Annotated in this window: 16 protein-coding genes; 14 read left to right on the plus strand and 2 right to left on the minus strand. The window is 68.7% G+C overall.

Features of this window, described 5'->3' with window-relative positions; translation table 11 throughout:
• Positions 1-55 precede the first annotated feature (55 nt).
• The 11 genes from WMF27_RS08960 (at position 56) to WMF27_RS09010 (ending at position 11,888) form a co-directional block, all read left to right on the plus strand.
• Entirely contained in the window at positions 56-1,219 is a 1,164-nt protein-coding gene (locus WMF27_RS08960) for a methyltransferase domain-containing protein (RefSeq protein ID WP_437769336.1), read from the plus strand.
• An 82-nt stretch (positions 1,220-1,301) separates the two neighbouring features.
• Positions 1,302-3,686 carry a PP2C family protein-serine/threonine phosphatase gene (locus WMF27_RS08965; RefSeq protein ID WP_437769335.1) on the plus strand — a complete coding sequence of 795 codons (2,385 nt, stop codon included), beginning with the start codon at positions 1,302-1,304 and terminating at the stop codon, positions 3,684-3,686.
• Positions 3,687-3,710: 24 nt separating this feature from the next.
• The gene (locus WMF27_RS08970; protein WP_012234413.1) at positions 3,711-4,628 is read left to right on the plus strand and encodes a slr1658 superfamily regulator; all 918 of its coding nucleotides are present in this window, start codon (positions 3,711-3,713) and stop codon (positions 4,626-4,628) included.
• A gap of 48 nt (positions 4,629-4,676) precedes the next feature.
• A complete protein-coding gene (locus WMF27_RS08975) occupies positions 4,677-5,666 on the plus strand; it encodes a PP2C family protein-serine/threonine phosphatase (RefSeq protein WP_044964406.1) in 990 nt (329 codons plus the stop codon).
• Positions 5,666-6,157, plus strand: coding sequence for an ATP-binding protein (locus WMF27_RS08980; RefSeq protein WP_231864758.1), 492 nt, complete (start codon positions 5,666-5,668; stop codon positions 6,155-6,157). The genes WMF27_RS08975 and WMF27_RS08980 overlap by 1 nt, the downstream gene beginning before the upstream one ends.
• A gap of 34 nt (positions 6,158-6,191) precedes the next feature.
• On the plus strand, positions 6,192-6,602 hold the full coding sequence (locus tag WMF27_RS08985; protein WP_012234416.1) for a hypothetical protein: 411 nt from the start codon (positions 6,192-6,194) through the stop codon (positions 6,600-6,602).
• A 34-nt stretch (positions 6,603-6,636) separates the two neighbouring features.
• The gene (locus tag WMF27_RS08990) at positions 6,637-8,004 is read left to right on the plus strand and encodes an STAS domain-containing protein (RefSeq protein ID WP_437769334.1); all 1,368 of its coding nucleotides are present in this window, start codon (positions 6,637-6,639) and stop codon (positions 8,002-8,004) included.
• Between the two features lie 50 nt (positions 8,005-8,054).
• Positions 8,055-8,543 (plus strand): MarR family winged helix-turn-helix transcriptional regulator, encoded by a 489-nt coding sequence (locus WMF27_RS08995; RefSeq protein WP_437769333.1) that lies wholly within the window; start codon positions 8,055-8,057, stop codon positions 8,541-8,543.
• Positions 8,544-8,567: 24 nt separating this feature from the next.
• Positions 8,568-9,506: a 3-keto-5-aminohexanoate cleavage protein gene (locus WMF27_RS09000; protein ID WP_437769332.1), complete on the plus strand. Its 939-nt coding sequence runs from the start codon at positions 8,568-8,570 to the stop codon at positions 9,504-9,506.
• Positions 9,503-10,288, plus strand: coding sequence for an enoyl-CoA hydratase/isomerase family protein (locus WMF27_RS09005; protein ID WP_437769331.1), 786 nt, complete (start codon positions 9,503-9,505; stop codon positions 10,286-10,288). The genes WMF27_RS09000 and WMF27_RS09005 overlap by 4 nt, the downstream gene beginning before the upstream one ends.
• 37 nt (positions 10,289-10,325) lie before the next feature.
• Entirely contained in the window at positions 10,326-11,888 is a 1,563-nt protein-coding gene (locus WMF27_RS09010) for an acyl-CoA carboxylase subunit beta (RefSeq protein WP_437769882.1), read from the plus strand.
• Between the two features lie 66 nt (positions 11,889-11,954).
• Here WMF27_RS09010 and WMF27_RS09015 read toward each other — a convergent pair whose 3' ends face one another.
• Positions 11,955-13,445, minus strand: a complete 1,491-nt coding sequence (locus tag WMF27_RS09015; protein ID WP_437769330.1) for a hypothetical protein — start codon at positions 13,443-13,445, stop codon at positions 11,955-11,957.
• A gap of 122 nt (positions 13,446-13,567) precedes the next feature.
• Here WMF27_RS09015 and WMF27_RS09020 point away from each other — a divergent pair, with 122 nt between their 5' ends.
• Positions 13,568-14,332, plus strand: coding sequence for a thiamine phosphate synthase (locus tag WMF27_RS09020; protein ID WP_437769329.1), 765 nt, complete (start codon positions 13,568-13,570; stop codon positions 14,330-14,332).
• Positions 14,329-14,931 (plus strand): hypothetical protein, encoded by a 603-nt coding sequence (locus tag WMF27_RS09025; RefSeq protein ID WP_437769328.1) that lies wholly within the window; start codon positions 14,329-14,331, stop codon positions 14,929-14,931. Before WMF27_RS09020 ends, WMF27_RS09025 begins: the two co-directional genes overlap by 4 nt.
• A gap of 37 nt (positions 14,932-14,968) precedes the next feature.
• On the opposite strand, the gene WMF27_RS09030 is transcribed toward WMF27_RS09025, so the two are convergent.
• The gene (locus WMF27_RS09030) at positions 14,969-15,964 is read right to left on the minus strand and encodes an ATP-binding protein (RefSeq protein WP_437769327.1); all 996 of its coding nucleotides are present in this window, start codon (positions 15,962-15,964) and stop codon (positions 14,969-14,971) included.
• Between the two features lie 159 nt (positions 15,965-16,123).
• Here WMF27_RS09030 and WMF27_RS09035 point away from each other — a divergent pair, with 159 nt between their 5' ends.
• Positions 16,124-17,152: an NAD-dependent epimerase/dehydratase family protein gene (locus WMF27_RS09035; RefSeq protein ID WP_437769326.1), complete on the plus strand. Its 1,029-nt coding sequence runs from the start codon at positions 16,124-16,126 to the stop codon at positions 17,150-17,152.
• Positions 17,153-17,165: the final 13 nt, after the last annotated feature.

Consider the following 17,165-nt stretch of genomic DNA (forward strand, 5'->3'; position numbering starts at 1 on the left):
CGAATCCGCCGTACCGCCCTCGTCTGCGAGCGGCCTCCCTTCGTGGCGCTCGCAGGTGACCTTCAGCATGCGCGTCGACCAGACCGACCAGGAGGTTGCGCTCTCGGGCATGCTGCGGCCGTTCGGTGCCGATCAGATGAGGGCCATCCGCGGCACGCTGGAGACCGCGGCCAAGAACGCGAGCGGCGAGCTCTGCCTGGACTTCAAGCGGCTCAAGTACATGAACAACGTGGCATTCCTGGAGATCAACAGGTTTGTCCGTTGGGCCGTCGAGGCTCGCCCCAACCTCAAGATCCGGCTGATCATCTCCAGCGTCATCCCCTGGGCGATCCGCAAGTTTCAGGTCATCGCGGAGATCTACTCGAGCGTCTCCGTCGAGATCTACGACGTCGCGTTCTACCCGAGCCAGGGGATGCTCGAAGACGCCGAGTTCATCGACGTCCTCCGCCTCCAGGAGCGCATCATCTGGGAGCACGAGAAGACGGGGCTGACGAACCACGGCCTCTACCCGGGGATGAAGATCGCCGACATCGCGTGCGGCTTCGGCGACTTCGCGATCTTGCTCCAGAAGGAGTTCAAGCCAGAGCACGTCACCGGGGTCGATCACTCCCGGCCCGCGCTCCGGTACGCGCAGGACCACATACGGCGGCTCGGGCTGGAGAACGTCGAGTATCAGTACGGGGACGCCGCGGCGCTGCTGCTGCCGGACAACTCGTTCGACTTCGTGTCTTGCCGTCTGTCTCTCCAGGTCTTTCCGCAGCCCGAGCGCATCATGCAGGAGCTCTATCGCATCTGCAAGCCGGGCGGCCGGATCTACATCACGAACGAGCTCCTGTCGTGCGCGTACGGCTATCCGGAGCAGGACCTCATCCGCGCGACCTACAAGCGGTTCGTCGAGCTCGGCAGGTCGATCGGGATGGATCTCGATACGGGGATAAAGACGCGGCAGATCATGGGCGAGGCCGGCCTCGAGGACATCCGCGTCAACCTGATCGACATCAACAACATGAACACGGACTGCTTCGACTTCGCGCGCGTCGTCGAGTGCTGGATCTCGGTGACCGCCAACATGGCCCGGACCGCCGGCGCCCCGCCGGACTACCACGCCGAGCTGAGCACCGGGCTGCGCGCTCACATGGCGGCCATCACGCACCCGCACGGCCTCGCCTCGTGGCCGATCTACGCCGGCTCGGGCCGCAAGCCGATGCGGGTCATGTGAGGGGAGACCCGGTCTTCATGCTCCGCCGCGTCGTGATGCCGCTCGAGTGGCCCAGGGCCGTGCCGTTAGGAGATTGCCAGCCGTGAGCGTTCAACCTCGGAATTCTGGCGAACAGCGGCCTCAGAGCCTGCTCTTCAGGTTCAGGAAGTTCAGCACCAAGATCATCTTCGTGACGGGCGTCAGCGTCCTGCTCGGCGCCGTGTGGAACGTCGTCGTCGGGCGGCAAGGCATCCACCGGCTGAGCAGCGAGGCCGCCGCGGAGATCGAGGCCGGCCTCAACTCGGCGAACCGCGAGTACCTCACCAATCACCTGGAGGACAAGGCCACTCACGTCAACCTCAGGCTCGGCGAGGCGTACAGGGATCTCCAGACCCTCGCCGGCGTGTTGCAGACCGTGATCGATCGCGAGGAGGACGTCGCCCCGTTCCTGCGGACGGCCGCCGACTTCCCGTATTTTCGCGATCAGATGAAGTACAACCCGAAGGGGAACTGGTACCAGAACGATCCGAGCGAGCCGAGCGTCGTCAGCGTCTGGGGCTATCTGGGGAAGGACGGGACGATCCTGCCCGAGGTTCAGAGGGCCGTCGACGAGACGGCGTTTCTCGATCTGATCCTGCCCGCGTTCGGCAAGTACGGCGCCGACAAGCTTCAGATCTATTACATCGGCCCCGAGGACAAGCCGTATGTGCGGCTGACGCCGTACACGGACATGGCGTCGACCTTCGACAGGCTGTATCCGGGGCACAACGACCAGGGGTGGTACAAGTTCTTCTTCCCCGGCATCGCCGAGAGCTGGAACGAGTGGGCGAAGGACCCCGCCGGGCTGAGCGCGCACCCGGATCAGACCACGGTCACGGCGCCGTACGACGACGCGGCGGGCGGCGGCATCGTGATGACGGCGTTCCACCCGCTCTGGGCGAAGGACCGCAAGACGTTCGTGGGGTCCGTCGGGCTCGATCTGACGCTCGCGCAGCTCATCGAGTCGATCAAGGACGTCAAGCTGGCCACCGCGGGCTTCGCCTTCCTGGCGCAGGCGGACGGGAACGTTTTCGCGGTCAACGAGCTCGGCGCCAAGACGCTGCGGCTGCGCACGGACGCGGGCGCCGGCCAGAACTCCGGCGTCGGCATGCTCCAGCGGTTCTTCAAGGACAGCGAGGACGCGGGGGTGTCTGGCATCGTCCTCCCGAACGATGATAAGGTCGACTACCGGGAGATGGTGATATCGGGCGAGACGTACATCATCGCCCTCCAGCGGCTCGCGCCGGTGAACGGCTGGGCCGGGCCGGACGCGCGCATCGCCAAGGAGCGGTGGACGATGGGCTTCGTCGTCCCGAAGAAGGAGATGTACGCCTCGCTGCTCGCCGCGCAGAAGAGCATCGAGAAGAGCAGGACGGTGATCGTCGGGACCCAGGTCCTCATCACGATCGCCTCGTTCCTCGTGCTCATGCTGGGCGTCTACCTCATCTCCCGCAAGATGACGGGCGCCCTGGTCGCGCTCTCGACCGGCGCGACGCGGATGCGCGAGGGCGATTACGGCGTTCGCATCGACGTGAACTCCGCGGACGAGATCGGGCAGCTCGGCGTCGCGTTCAACGAGATGGCGAGCGAGATCGAGGCCTACACGAACAACCTCGAAGAGCTCGTCGGCGAGCGGACGAGGGCCCTCGAGAAGGCGAACGAGGAGATCAGCGAGCTGAACGCGAAGCTCGCGCAGGAGAACATCCGGCTCGGCGCCGAGCTCAACGTCGCGCGGCAGCTCCAGCTCATGGTGCTCCCCGCGCCGAGCGAGCTCCAGGAGATCCCCGGCCTCGACATCGCGGGCTACATGGCCCCTGCCGACGAGGTCGGCGGGGACTACTACGACGTGCTCCGGAGCGACGAGCTCGTCAAGATCGGCATCGGCGACGTCACCGGCCACGGGCTGGAGAGCGGCGTGCTGATGCTCATGGTCCAGACGGCCGTCCGGACGCTGCTCGCGGCCAACGAGCGGGATCCGAAGAAGTTCCTGAGCATCGTCAACAAGGTCATCTACCAGAACATCCAGCGCATCCGGTCGGACAAGAACCTGTCTCTGACCCTGCTCGACTACAGCGACGGCGGGCTGCAGCTCACCGGCCAGCACGAGGATCTGATCATCGTCCGGAAGGACGGGACCCTCGAGCGCGTCGAGACCATGGGGCTCGGGTTGCCGATAGGCATCGACCTGGATATCAGCGATTTCATCGGTAGCATCGAGGTGAAGCTGGAGACCGGGGACGTCGTGACGCTCTTCAGCGACGGCATCACCGAGGCGGAGGACTCTGCAGAGGAGCAGTACGGAATCGACCGTCTGTGTCAGGTGATCTCGCGAAACCACGAAAGAACCTCGCGGGAGATCAAGGACGCTATCATCGAGGACGTCTTGGCGCACGTAGGCTACAACAAAATCCATGATGACATCACTGTACTTGTCATTAAGAGGGTATGAGCAAGGGGGAGACTGGGCATTACCATGAGCGAAATCATCGGCGTCTACTCTTTAGACGATTCGTTCAGCGAACACATGTCGCTGACGTTGTACCCCGACTCGTTCGCGGTGAGATGGAGCCTTTGTAACCTGACGGCCAACTTCATGGCCGAGTACTTCGGCGAGCTCTTTCCGGAGATAGACGGCGAGGACAGGCTCATCAGCCGAGACGAGGTCTCAGGCGCCATCGGGTACGTTCTGAACGAACTGGTTGAGAACGCAGTCAAGTTCAATCAGCACGGTGACATCACCGTGACCGTGGGTATCGGGCGTGAGGACCTGGTGTGCCTGGTCAGCAACCAGATCACGAACGCCGCCGTCCCCTCGCTTCGCGAGAAGCTCCTGGAGCTCACGCAGGAGGACCCTGGGGAGCTCCTGCGTCGGCAGGCGGAGGCGAACGCCGAGGACGCGGAGAACGCCGGGTCGGGGCTCGGGTATCTCATCATCATGAATGATTACGGTGTCAGTCTTGGCTGGAAGCTGGACCCGATTTCGGTCAACAGCTTCAGCATCAAGACGATGGCCAGGATTCCTATTTTGAATGAAAGGTCGAGAATGGAAATCAAGGGTGGTAACTATCGGGTTTGGTACGATCCCTCTGAGGTGGTGGTGTACCTGGAAGGCATCCTTCGTCTTGGCGGCACCACCGAGTACGCCCCCATCGAGGAGCTGCTCGACAAGGTCCTGGCCACGAACCCTCCCACCATCACACTCGACGTCAGGGCGCTCAACTTCCTGAACAGCTCAGGGATCAACGTCCTCTACAAGTTCGCGATCGCCACCCGGAAGAAGGGTGAGCTCCAGCTCATCGTTCGCGGGTCGAAGTCCATCCCGTGGCAGGGGAAGTCGCTGCCCAACCTCAAGAAGTTCAATCAGAACTTCGAGATGATACTCTGTGATTGAGATCGGATGGGTTCTTCCGTCCAACCCGAATCGCGTCCAGGTCGAGCCATGACTGCACCCAAGGACATCAGCTCGATGCACTCCAGAGGCTTCCTGCAGAAGCAGAGCAATCTGGATGCCATCAGGGCGATCGTGAAGGAGCGGCAAGCGTGGAACACCTTGCTCCGCGAGGAAGGGAACTTCACAGATTTCATGGAGCGCTGCAGCGCGCTGCTGGAGTACGTCGACAAGTTGAAGCTCGACTTCGACGACCTCTCCCTGGTGCACGAGGCGATCCTGGAACACGCGACCAGCATCGAGAACGAGCTTGAAGGGTACAACCGGGCCATCGACGACGACCTCGCGGTGGCGCGGCAGGTCCAGCGCGCCCTGCTTCCGGAGGCGAGCGGGGCCATCGCCTCGTCGTTCGACATGGCCATCTTTCACAAGCAGCTCGCCCAGGTCGGAGGAGACTACTACGACTTCTTCTACCTTCCCGGCGAGCGTCACGCGATAGGTGTTTACGATATCTCAGGTCACGGAGTATCGTCGGCGCTCATCATGGCGTTTCTGAAGGCGCAGTTCGCCCACGCTACCAAGCGGCTCGATAGCCCGGGGGCGATCGTGGACTGGGTGAACCGGAGCGCTTACTCGTTCCTCCGGGAGGTTCGCCGTTACGCGACGGTGAACTTCGTCATGTTTACTGACCGATTCCTCCGCTACGTCTCGGGCGGAGGGTACGGGCTCCTGGTCCGTCGCGGAACGCCTCGCTCGTTCAACCGGGTGAGCAACTTCATCGGTCTGCGCATCAAGCCATTTCATGAGTTCGAGCTGCCGTTCGAGGAGGATGACGTCCTCGCCTTGTACACAGACGGGATGTTCGAGGCGCAGGACGCGAGCGGGGAGATATATTCCGTGCAACGTCTCAACGAAATCGTCGTCAAGCACAGCGAGGAACCGGTGCAGGTGATCCTCGACCGGTGCATCGAGGACTACACGCGGTTCCGGGTGGCGGACGCCGACGACATCACACTGATCATCCTGCGAAGGTGCGCCTGATGAAGCCCGAGAAGAATCATTCGCAGACGTCGGTCGGTGCATCGATATATATCTCTCCGATCGATCACATCACGGGCGACGTGGCCGGCCTGCTTGCGAACTTTTTGGACGCGCTTCTGGTGAGGTTCTATCCCAGACGGATCTGCCAGAAGGTCAACGTGGTGGTCACGGAGCTGGTCACCAACGTGCTCCAGCACGGGACCGAGCGTGAGAGCGAGGTGCGGCTCGATCTGAGCATCGATCCGGATCGGCTGCTCATCAAGGTATCCAACCGCGTTACGCCGGAAGAGTACCGGACCGTCAAGGCGGTATTCGACGAGATCTTCGCCGCGGAGGACCCGAGAGAGCTCTTTGCCAGGACGGTGCGCGAAAGGCGCAACGATCGACGCAGGGGCGGTCTAGGGCTCATTCGGTTGACCGCCGAGAACAAGTTCCATCTCTCGACGCAGTACGTCGATGGAATCCTCGTCGTCCAGGCTACTTTCCCTTGAAAAGGCTGCGTATGTTTTCCACGAAAGGTCGCGTATGAAGGCTCTCAGCTATGGAGAAATCACGGATGGCGGGCTGAGCGTCTTTCAGTCGGTCGCCCGGCTCGATGACGACAACCGCCTCGTCTTGACCTTCGAGGGCGCTATCCGGATCGACAACCCGTACCGGTACCTGTCGAGCTACCTGGACGAGCTCGCCCGAGTCCTCCCGCAGCACCCGATCACGTCCACGGTGATGGATTTCGTGAAGATGCGGTTCTGCAACTCGAACGGCTTCTACGTCATCATGGATATCGTGGATGCCGTCTACAACCTGGTGCCCGGCCGGGTGACCGTGCGGCGGATCCTCGACGATGACTGGCAGCACGAGACGCTGCCCATCCTGCTCAACCTGAACGAGGAGCACGTGGCCGCGCGGACGACGTTCGAGGACGTCAAGGAGACCTGAGCGTGGGGGTGTGGTCTGGGTAAGGCGACCGGCGATGGACACAGCTGCGAACGAAGCGGACGTCGAGCGATTCTTCGCTGTCTGTCCCGATCCGCTGTGTGTTTTGCGGAGCGATGGATCGTTCCTGCGCGTGAGCGGCGCCTGGGAGCGGACGCTCGGCCTCAGGACCGAGGATCTCGTCGGCCGGAGCCTCCTCGATCTCGTGCACCAGGACGACGTCGTCGCGACCAGGGAGCAGATGGATCGGCTCCGCCAGGGGCCCGGCACGCTCGGGCTGGAGAACCGGTGCAGGAGCAGGAGCGGCCTCTACGTTTGGCTGTCGTGGTCGATGCTCTCGGTGCCGAGCGAGGGGCTCGTGTACGGGTGGGCGCGCAACGTGGGCAAGCAGAAGCGCCTCGAGCGGGCGCTGATGCAGCGGATCGAGACGAAGATGCTGGTCGCGTCGATCTCGGCCCATTTCATCAACGTGAAGCTGGCGGACGTCGACCGCGGCTTCCAGTCCGCGCTCGCGGAGCTCGGCAAGGCGCTGCGCGCCGACAGGACGAGCCTGTTCCTCCTCGCGGAGGACGGGCGGAGGTTCCTGAACACGCACGAGTGGTGCGCCGAAGGGGTGCCGTCGCTGCGCGCGGAGCGGGGAGTCGTGTCCAGGGACGTGTATCCGTGGCTCGTCGAGCGGCTGTTCCGCCTCGAGGTGTGCGACGTGCCGCGCGTGGCCGACCTGCCGGATGAGGCAGCGAGCGAGCGGCGGGCCTTCACGGAGCTCGGGATCGCCTCGCTCGTCCGGATGCCTGCAGTGTACGCGGGGCGGCTCGTGGGCGTCGTGGGGCTCGACGCGGTGCGATCCACCCGCGCGTGGGACAAGAGCGTCCGGGCGCTGCTCCAGGTCATCGGCGAGATGGTCGCGATCACGCTGGAGCGCATGCGCGCCGAGGAGTCGCTGCGCGAGGTGGTCGAGCAGCAGGAGTCGATGCGCGCGGTGATCTCGCGGCAGGAGTCCGCGATCGAGACGCTGTCGACGCCGATCATCCAGGTCTGGGACAGCGTGCTCGTGCTGCCGCTCGTCGGCAGCATCGATCGTCACCGGGCGACAGAGATCACGGAGAAGCTGCTGCGCACGATCGTCGAGACGAAGTCGCGCTACGCGATCGTCGAGGTGACGGGGGTCGAAGAGGTCGACTCCACGACGGCGCAGCACCTCATCGGCATGCTGCAGACGATCGAGCTGCTCGGCGCGCAAGGGGTCGTGGCCGGAGTCCAGCCGCAGGTGGCGCAGACGGCCTCGTCGCTCGGCGTCGAGCTCTCGTCCGTCCAGGTGCATCGGGACCTCCAGGAGGCGCTGCGGTGGTGCATCCGGGAGCTCCGGGCAGACCGGGCGACAGGGACGCGGCGAGGACGTCGGTAGATCCAGGTTGCGCCTCCCCCGGGGAGCGAATATTTCGTACACGAAGCATCGTGACAGCGACCCTGCCGCCGCCCGAGAGGCCGGAGATCGACGCCATCGTGGAGATGATCATCTATCTCTACACGGAGTCGCGCAGGCTCACGAAGGGCATGGCGAGCGGGTTCGGCCTCACGGGGCCACAGCTCACCATCCTCAAGCTGCTGGAGTCGTTCCAGGATCTCTCGCTGTCCACGCTGTCGGAGCGCATCCGGGCGCAGAACAGCACGGTGACCGGGATCGTCGATCGCATGGAGCGAGAGGGGCTCGTCCGCCGCGAACGCTCGAAGGCCGACCGGCGCGTCGTCCATATCCGGCTCAGCGAGAAGGGGGCGCGGCTCGCCAGCGAGATCCAGGTCGAACCGATGGAGATCTTCCGGAGCGCGCTGCTCAGCTTGAGCTCGACCGATCTGCGCGATCTGCTCCGGATCCTGACGAAGCTGCAAAAACAGGTGGTCTCGCGGGTCGGACAGAGCCGGACTGAAGAAGAGCGACGGCGCTGAGGACGCGAAAGGGAGGCAGGGGGCATGAGAGAGAAGCCGACGTTCACCGGGGAACCGAGGGATCCGAACGGACGAGATCCCGATATCTGCGTGGTGACCTGCGCGCTGTCAGGGGTGCTCGCCGGCCGCAAGCAATGCCCCGCCATCCCCTATACGCCTGTCGAGATCGCCGAGGAGGCGAAGCGGGCCTACGACGCAGGGGCGGCGGCGGTGCACATCCACGCGCGCAACGACGACGGATCACCGACGTTCTCTCCGGCCGTGTTCGCGCGGATCAAGGACGAGGTGCGCCAGCGCTGCCCGGTGATCCTGAACTTCTCGACGGGCACGCTCCTCGACGACGTGAGCGAGCAGTGCGCGACCCTCCGGGAGAGCCGCCCGGAGATCGCGGCGCTCAACATGGGCACCATGAACTACTCGAAGTACTCGCGCGCGCGGAAGACCTTCGATTTCGACATGGTGTTTCCCAACACGTACGCGAAGATCAGCAAGCTCCTCAACGCAATGAACGAGGCCGGCACGAAGCCGGAGCTCGAGTGCTTCGATACGGGGCACACGCAGGGTACCTGGCCGCTCGTCGACATGGGGCTGCTCAGACCACCGCTCCAGTTCTCGTTCATCGTCAACGTGCTGGGCGGCATCCCCGCGCACGTGGAGTCGCTCCAGCTCCAGACCAGGATCATGCCTCCCGGCTCGGAGTGGGAGGTGATCGGGATCAGCCACGGGCAGTGGAGGATGCTGGCGGCGGCGCTCGTGCTCGGCGGCAACGTGCGGTGCGGGCTCGAGGACCACTTCTACCTGCCGAGCGGCGAGATGGCGCGCAGCAACGGTGAGCTCTGCGAGGTGGCCGTGCGCATGGTGCGCGACGTCGGCCGCAGACCGGCGACGATCGAGGAAGCCCGGCAGATCCTGGGCCTTCACGACGGCGGCGCGGCAGGAGCGGCAGGAGCGGCGGCCCCGTGACGGAGCGCGCGTATACCGTCCTCCAGGCGTCCTCCGCGGGGGGCGTCCTCCGGCTCACGCTGAACAACCCGTGGCGCAAGAACGCGATCGGGCCGGCGATGGTGAGCGAGCTCCTCGACGCCCTCGCGGCGGGCGCGGCGGACGAGGCGGTGCGCTGCGTGGTCCTGACCGGCGCGGGCGACGCGTTCTGCGCGGGCGGGGACTTCGCGCAGATCGCGGGCGCCGAGGGGGCGCCGCCGCCCGAGATGAAGGGCGATTACGCGGATCTCCTGCTCGCCTTCGCGAACTCGAGCAAGCCGATCGTGGCGCGGGTGAACGGGCACGCGCTGGGCGGCGGGCTCGGGCTCGTCGCGGCGTCGCACTTCGCGATCGGCGCCCGCGGCGCCAAGCTCGGGACGCCGGAGATCAACGTCGGCCTGTTCCCGATGATGATCATGGCGGTGCTCCAGCGGCACGTGAGCCGGCGCAAGCTGCTGGAGATGATGCTCCTCGGGCAGCGCCTCGACGCCGACGAGGCCGCGCAGTGCGGCCTCCTCAACAAGGTGGTCGAGCCGGGCGCGCTCGACGCCGCGGTCGACGAGGTGACCTCCGCCATCGCCTCGAAGAGCCCGATCGCGGTGCGCCTCGGCCTCGAGGCGTTCGCGGCGCAGGACGATCTCGACCTCGAGTCGGCGCTGCCGCTCCTGCGCGAGCGGCTCGCCGGCTGCCTCGCGACGGACGACGCGCGGGAAGGGCTCCTGGCCTTCCTGGAGAAGCGAAAGCCCCGCTGGTCGGGCAAGTAGGCGCGCCGAGGCGCGCAGGGAGAGGTGGCCCGTGAACATGCGAGAGCTCGTGAAGGACCTCGAGGCCCGCCGGGAGCAGGTGCGGCGGATGGGCGGCGAGGAGCGCGTGGCGAGGCAGCACGCGCGCGGGAAGATGACGGCGCGGGAGCGGCTCGCGGCGTTCTTCGACGACGGCGTGCACTTCGAGGTGGGGATGCACGGCACGCAGATGGGGCTCGCGGCCGGGCCGGACGGGAGCGACCGGCCGCCGGCGGACGCGGTGGTCTGCGGGTTCGGCAAGGTCGACGGGCGGATGGTCTGCGCGGCGGCGTACGACTTCACCGTGAAGGGCGGCAGCATCGGGCAGACGGGCGAGGAGAAGGTGACCCGCCTGCGGCAGATGGCGCTCCGCGGCCGCTGGCCGATCGTGTGGTTCATCGACTCGGGCGGGGCGCGCATCGATCCCGGCTCGATGCACCCGGACAGCATCTCGCTGTTCGCCGGCACGGGGCACCTGTTCCGCGAGCAGGTGCACATGAGCGGCGTCGTGCCGCAGGTCGCGGCCATGGTGGGGCCAGGCGCCGCGGGCACGGCGTACATCCCGGGGCTCGCGGACTTCGTGCCGATGGTCAAGGACGTCGGCTCGCTGGCGCTCGGCGGCCCCGCGCTCGTGCGCGCGATGACGGGCGAGGACATCTCCGAGCAGGAGCTCGGCGGCAGCAAGGTGCACGCGACGAAGAGCGGCGTCGGGGACGCGGAGTACCCGAGCGACGCCGAGTGTGTCGCCGCGGTGAAGCGGTATCTCTCGTTCTTCCCTTCGAGCTGCGATGAGGAGCCGCCGCGCCTGCCGGTCACGGATCCGATCGACCGGCGGGAGGAGTCGCTGCTCGACCTCCTGCCGGAGAGCCCGCGGCGCGCCTACGACATGCTGAAGCTGATCGACGCCATCGTCGATCACGGCGAGCGGTTCGACCTGAAGCCGCGGTGGGCGCGGTCGATCATCACCTGCCTCGCGCGCATCGGCGGCCAGCCGGTCGGCGTCGTGGCCAACCAGCCGACCCAGATGGGCGGCATCCTCGACGTGGACGCGTCGGACAAGGCCGCGCGCTTCATGCAGATCTGCGACGCGTTCAACATCCCGCTCGTGTTCCTGCAGGACGTGCCTGGCTTCATGATCGGCTCGAAGGTCGAGCACGAGGGGATCATCCGCCACGGGGCGAAGATGCTGCACGTCATGGCGGCGGCCACGGTGCCCAAGATCACGGTGGTCGTGCGCAAGGCGTACGGCGCGGGCTACTACGTGATGTGCGGGCGCGCGTACGAGCCGGACCTCATCGTCGGCTGGCCGACCGCGGAGATCAGCGTGATGGGGCCGGAGGGGATGCTCGGGATCGCGGCGAGGAAGATGTTCGGCGACGCGCCGCCGCCGCCGGAGGTGAAGCAGGGGATGGTCGACGCGATCCAGAAGAACATCGACGTGATGAAGGTCGCCGGCTGGGGCCTCATCGACGACGTGATCGATCCGCGGGACACCCGGAGGGCGATCGCGTGGGGGCTGGAGCTCGCGCGGAAGAAGCGGGTGGAGCGGCCGGAGAAGAAGCGGGGGATCCTGCCGGTGTAAGCCGCGCCGGGGACGGGCTGCACCAAGCGTCCCTGCCGCACTGGCGCGCGGTCCGCTTCCTTCAATCTACTCGTCGTGAGCCTCGTGCTCCGACGCCTGGCTGGCCTCGGGCTTGGGCGTCGGCACGGCTCGCGGCGCGGCCGCGTAGAACGGCTCTGGCGCGCTCTTCACGCGAAGGAGCGTCGTGTTCTTGGCCGGGACGACGGCGGTGTACGCGTCCAGGCCGAGCTGGGTGCCCGGCTCGTTCGCGTGCAGCGTGGCCGTGACCTCGTAGAGGCCCTCGCGGTTGAACGTGTCGGCGGGGCAGACCTCCCGGAGGAGGAGCGAGACGTCGGCTGATGCGCCGGGCTTCAGCGTCCTGAAGAGATCGCGCGGGATCGCCCCCGTCGGCGGGGCCGCCGTGCAAATCGTCTCGCCGTTCGGGCCGGCGACGTGGAACTCGAGCATCCGAGACCGGATGGCGACGGTCATGGGGCGCCTGCCAGCGTTCTTGGCGCTCACTCGGACGACGATCGAGCGAGGGCTCGCCGCGTCGGACCAGGGTTTGCTCGTGAGCTCCAGGCGAGGCGCGTTGGCGTCCACGATCGGCTTGCTCCGCGGACCGGCGCTGTGGCCCTTGTCCGACGGAACGCGCTTTTCCGGGGACTCGCCAGCTGGCCTGTCCGCGGACGTCTGGGCCGCCTTGTCGTCCGTGGGTTGAGCCGCCTTGTCGTCCGCGGGCTGAGCCGCCTTGTCGTCCTGGTGTTGAGCTGTCTGGGCTGCCGGAGAGGGCGGCTCGGCGTCGCCTGCGTCGTGTCCCCTCTCCGTGGCTTCCTCGGGGGGCAGCGCGTAGCTCAGCACGACGGTGGGCGCCGCGAGGCCGGGCGCAGGGGCGAACGCCGGCGGATGGTCCGTCGACTCCGCAGCGAACGGCGCCGCCGGCGGCTTCTTCGACCACTTGGGCGGCGGACCCCAGCCGTACCAGGCCCTCACCACCGAGCCGCCGGCGAGCGCCGCCTCGTCCTTGCCGAAGCAGAGCAGGCGCGGGTCGAAATGCTCCATGTACGACTGACCGGGCGCCAGCAGCAGCGCGCGCCGCTCCGGGAAGCCGCTCGGCTTGAGCCCCGCGGGCGCGGCGCAGCGGACCGTCTTCTTCGCGCGCTTGTTCAGCGTGTCGACCTCCAGGCGCAGCAGCCGCACGTCCGCCGGGATGCGCATCGGCCGCTCCCCTTCGTTGTCGATCCGCAACGTCCAGGGCCCGTGAGGCGACGGCGCGATGAGCCACAGGCGCGCCGGTGGAGGCGGCAGCGGCGGGGACTCGGGCGCCTTCTTCTTCGCGCTCGCCTTGGGCGCGCCGACGCTCGCCTTGGGCGCGGCGACCTTGCTCCCGCCGGGCGGCGGGGCGGCGGCAGCCTTCGGCCTCTGCGCGGGCACTGCGGAGCCCGGCCCTTGGGTCTGCTGCGCGGGTCTCGACTTCTCCTCCGCGAGCGCAGGGCTCGACGCGAGCCCCATCACGGCCGCTGCAGCAGGAGCGATCGAGGTGAACAGACAGGCGATCCGGACGAGACGTGTGCGCATGGAGGATCCGTTCGGGAGCGAACGCTTCCGCTTTCTTTCCGGGGGCGTCAACCTTAGCGTAGCCAGCGAGCCTGGCCTCCTCCGGAGCGCCCGGGCGCTCTCCCACCGCTCGAAGCGTGGTCATGCGCGGCCTGTACGCCATCGTCGACACCGACTCGCTCGCGCGCCGCGGGCTCGATCCCGCGGCGTTCGCCGAGGCCGTCCTCGACGCGCGCCCCGCGGCCATCCAGCTGCGCGACAAGCGGGGCGGGGCGGCCCAGACGCTCTCGCTCCTCCGCGCGATCCAGCCCCTGGCCGCGCGTGCGGGGGTGCCGCTGTTCGCGAACGACAGGGCGGATCTCGCGATCCTCGCCCGCTGCGACGGCGTGCACGTTGGCCAGGACGATCTCCCGGTGGCCGCGGTTCGCAGGCTGGCGCAGCGCGCTTCCGTCCCGCTGCGCGTCGGGCTCTCGACCCACACGTCCGCGCAGATCGAGGCCGCGCTGCGGGCGCCGAGCGAGCTCCGCGATGCCGGTGATTCCGGCGATTCCCTCGAGCGCCTCGATTACGTCGCCATCGGGCCGATCTTCGCGACCTCGAGCAAGGAGCGCCCCGACGCCGTGGTCGGCCTCGAGGGGCTCGCGTCGCTGCGCGCCCTGGTCGAGCGGGTGCGTCCCGGGCTCCCGGTCGTGGCGATCGGCGGCATCTCGCTGGAGAGGGCGGCCGAGGTGGGCGCGCGCTGCTCCGCCGCCGCGATCATCGCCGCGCTGCTGCCGGATCAGGGCACGCCCGCGCCGCGCGCCCTCGAGGAGGTGAGCGCGCGGGCGCGGGCGCTCCAGCAGGCGCTCTCGCAGGCGCTCGCGCTGGCGGGCGCGCGCGCGGCGCCGGTGGACAGGGGCGCGCGATGAGCCTCACGCTGCTCGCGGCGGCCGCCGCGGCGGTGGCCGCGACCGTGGGCTACATGGCGTCGCGCCGCCAGCGGGAGGCGCCGGGAGGGAACGGCGGCGAGCGCGCGCGAGACGCGCCGGCGCCGCCGGGGGACGCGCCCTGGCACGAGCTGCCGCTCGCGCTCGGCGACGTGGTCCTCGCCGGGAGCGAGGAGCGCTGGCTCTCGGGCGCGATCGTCGCGCGCGAGCGGGGCGAGATCGTCGCCGCGGTGTTCCTCGCGCCCGAGGGCGGCACGCACGGGGCGGTCGTGGCCTTCCCCGCGCCGCGGCGCGAGATCCTGTGGCTCGCGCCTGCGGCGGCCGACTCGCCGGACGAGCCGCCGGCGACGCTCGAGATCGCGGGCGCGACCATGCGGCGGCGGGCGCGGCTGCCGGCGGCGCTCGAGCGGTGCGGGCAGGGCGCGCCCCCCGTGGGCGACGCAGGGATCATCGCCCTCTACGACGGCGCCGGGCGCGACGCGGCCGTGGTGCTCGCCAGCGAGGGGCGGATCCACGCGTGGGCCGGGCGGCGCATCGAGGACGGCGGATACGAGCGGCTGGGCGGAGGCGGCGAGGGCTGACGCCGGCCCGCGCGGCCACGTGGGCGCGCGGCGCCTGTCAGCCGACGACGCTGCGCAGCTCCGCGATCAGCGACGCCATCGCGAGGCTCGGCGAGGCGTTGCGCTCGAGCTGCGCCACGGCGCGGGAGACCGCCGCGTAACGCCGGGCCGACAGGCCTGCGTGGCGCGGATCGGACGCGACTGCGGCGCGGGCCTCGCGGGCGAGCGCGGCGCTCAGCGCGCGGAGGTCGTCCTTGAGGGCGCCCTTGTCGCGGTCCACCGACTCGGCGAACGCGACGGCGGGCCCGAGGTCCCGGGCGGCCGCGGCTTCGAGGACACCCTTTACAAAGGCGTCGCGCGAGGCGGTCTGCTCCTCGTCCGCGAGATCGAGCGCCGTGGACGCGCTGCCGGCGGCGAGCTCGACGGCGAGGTCGTGCCGCCCCTCGGGCACGCCGCGATCACGGAGGATGCGGCGGATGAGGGCCTCGGAGAGCGGGGCGAAGCGCACGGGCAGGGTGCGCGAGCGGATCGTGTTGAGCAGCCGGTCGCCGCGCGAGGTCAAGAGGATGAAGTGGGTGCCGGGCCGCGGCTCCTCGAGCGTCTTGAGGAACGCGTTCGCGGCGCCGACGCTGAGGTCCTCGGCGTCGCGGACGATGAACACCCGAGCGCGCCCCTCGTGGGGCGGGTAGGCGGCGCGGGCGAGCACGATGGCGCGGACCTGATCGACGGAGATCTCGGTCAGCTCGTCGCGGCTCCGGCCGATGACGGCGGCGGGGTAGAAGTTCTTCGCGACGATCTGCACGTCGGGGTGGAGCGGCGCCGCGGGGCGGCCGTCGGAGCGCGCGGCCGCGCGCCGGCACGCGTCGCAGCGCCCGCAGCCGAGCGGATCGCCTCCGGTGCAGACGAGCGCCTGGGAGAGGGCGACGGCCGCGAGCTCCTTGCCGACGCCCGGCGGGCCCTCGAAGCGGTAGGCGTGGTGCACGCGGCCCGCCTCGAGCGCGCGCACGAGCGTGCCGACCGCGGTGTCCTGGCCGAGGATGTGGGAAAACGGCACGGCCCGCTATCTAGCACGACCGGGGCTCGACCTGGTCCCGGTCCGCGCCGCGCGCGAGGCCGCCCGGCGGCGGCTTCCTTGGCCGCGCGCCTTCCCGCGCCCGCGCGCGATGGCGTCCTCGTCATCGTCATTGCGCGCGGCGGTGATAGGTTGCCGCGCATGCGCGTCCTCGTGCTCGGCGGCACTCGATTCATGGGTCATTTCCTGGTCTATCGCCTGCTCGCGGCGGGCCACCAGGTCACGCTCCTGAACCGCGGCGCGACGCGCGACGCGTTCGGCGATCGCGTCGCGCGGGTCCGCTGCGATCGCGCGGCCGGCGATCTCGCGCAGGCGCTCGGAGGTCGCGAGTTCGACGCCGCGGTGGACTTCACCGCGTACACGGCCGCGGACGGCCGCGCGGCGGCCCAGGCGCTCGGCGGCGGGCGCATCGGCCACTACGTGATGATCAGCACCGGCTCGGTGTACCTCGTCCGGGAGGCGTGCCCGCGGCCGTCGCGCGAGCGCGACGACCACGGCCCGCTCCTCCCGGAGCCCGCGGGCGAAGAGGACCGCGAGGCGTGGTCTTACGGCATGAACAAGCGCGGCTGCGAGGCGGAGCTCGCCGCCGCCTGGCAGAGGGACCGCTTTCCCGCGACCGTCCTGCGCATCCCGATGGTGAACGGGGAGCGCGATCCCTACCGCCGCCTCGATCGGTACATCGTCCGCATGCTCGACGGCGGCCCGCTGCTCGTCCCGGACGGCGGCGGACACCCGGTGCGGCACGTCTACAGCGGCGACGTCGTCAGGGCGATCGTGAAGCTGCTCCTCGTGCCGTCCACGTTCGGCGAGGCGTACAACCTCTGCATGGACGAGACGCCGACGCTCGCCGAGCTGCTCGAGCTCATCGCCTCGCTGCTCGGCGCGCCGGCGCGGCTCGCGCCGATCCCGTCGGCGGCGATCAGGGCCCGCGGCATCGATCCGGTCGCGATGTCGCCGTTCAGCGACCGCTGGATGTCGCTGCTGGATCCAGCGAAGGCGAGGGCGGAGCTCGGTTTCCAGCACACGCCGCTCCGGCGCTGGCTGGAGACGGTGATCACGTCGCTGCTCGCGAACCCGCGTCCCGAGCCGCCGGACGGCTACGAGAAGCGCGCCGAGGAGATAGCGCTCGCGGCGGAGCTCGCTGGCGCGGCGGGGGGTGGAGGGCGCTGACGCTGCGCGGGCG

It is taken from the genome of Sorangium sp. So ce281, from assembly GCF_051527395.1.
Lineage (GTDB): Bacteria > Myxococcota_A > Polyangia > Polyangiales > Polyangiaceae > Sorangium > Sorangium cellulosum_B.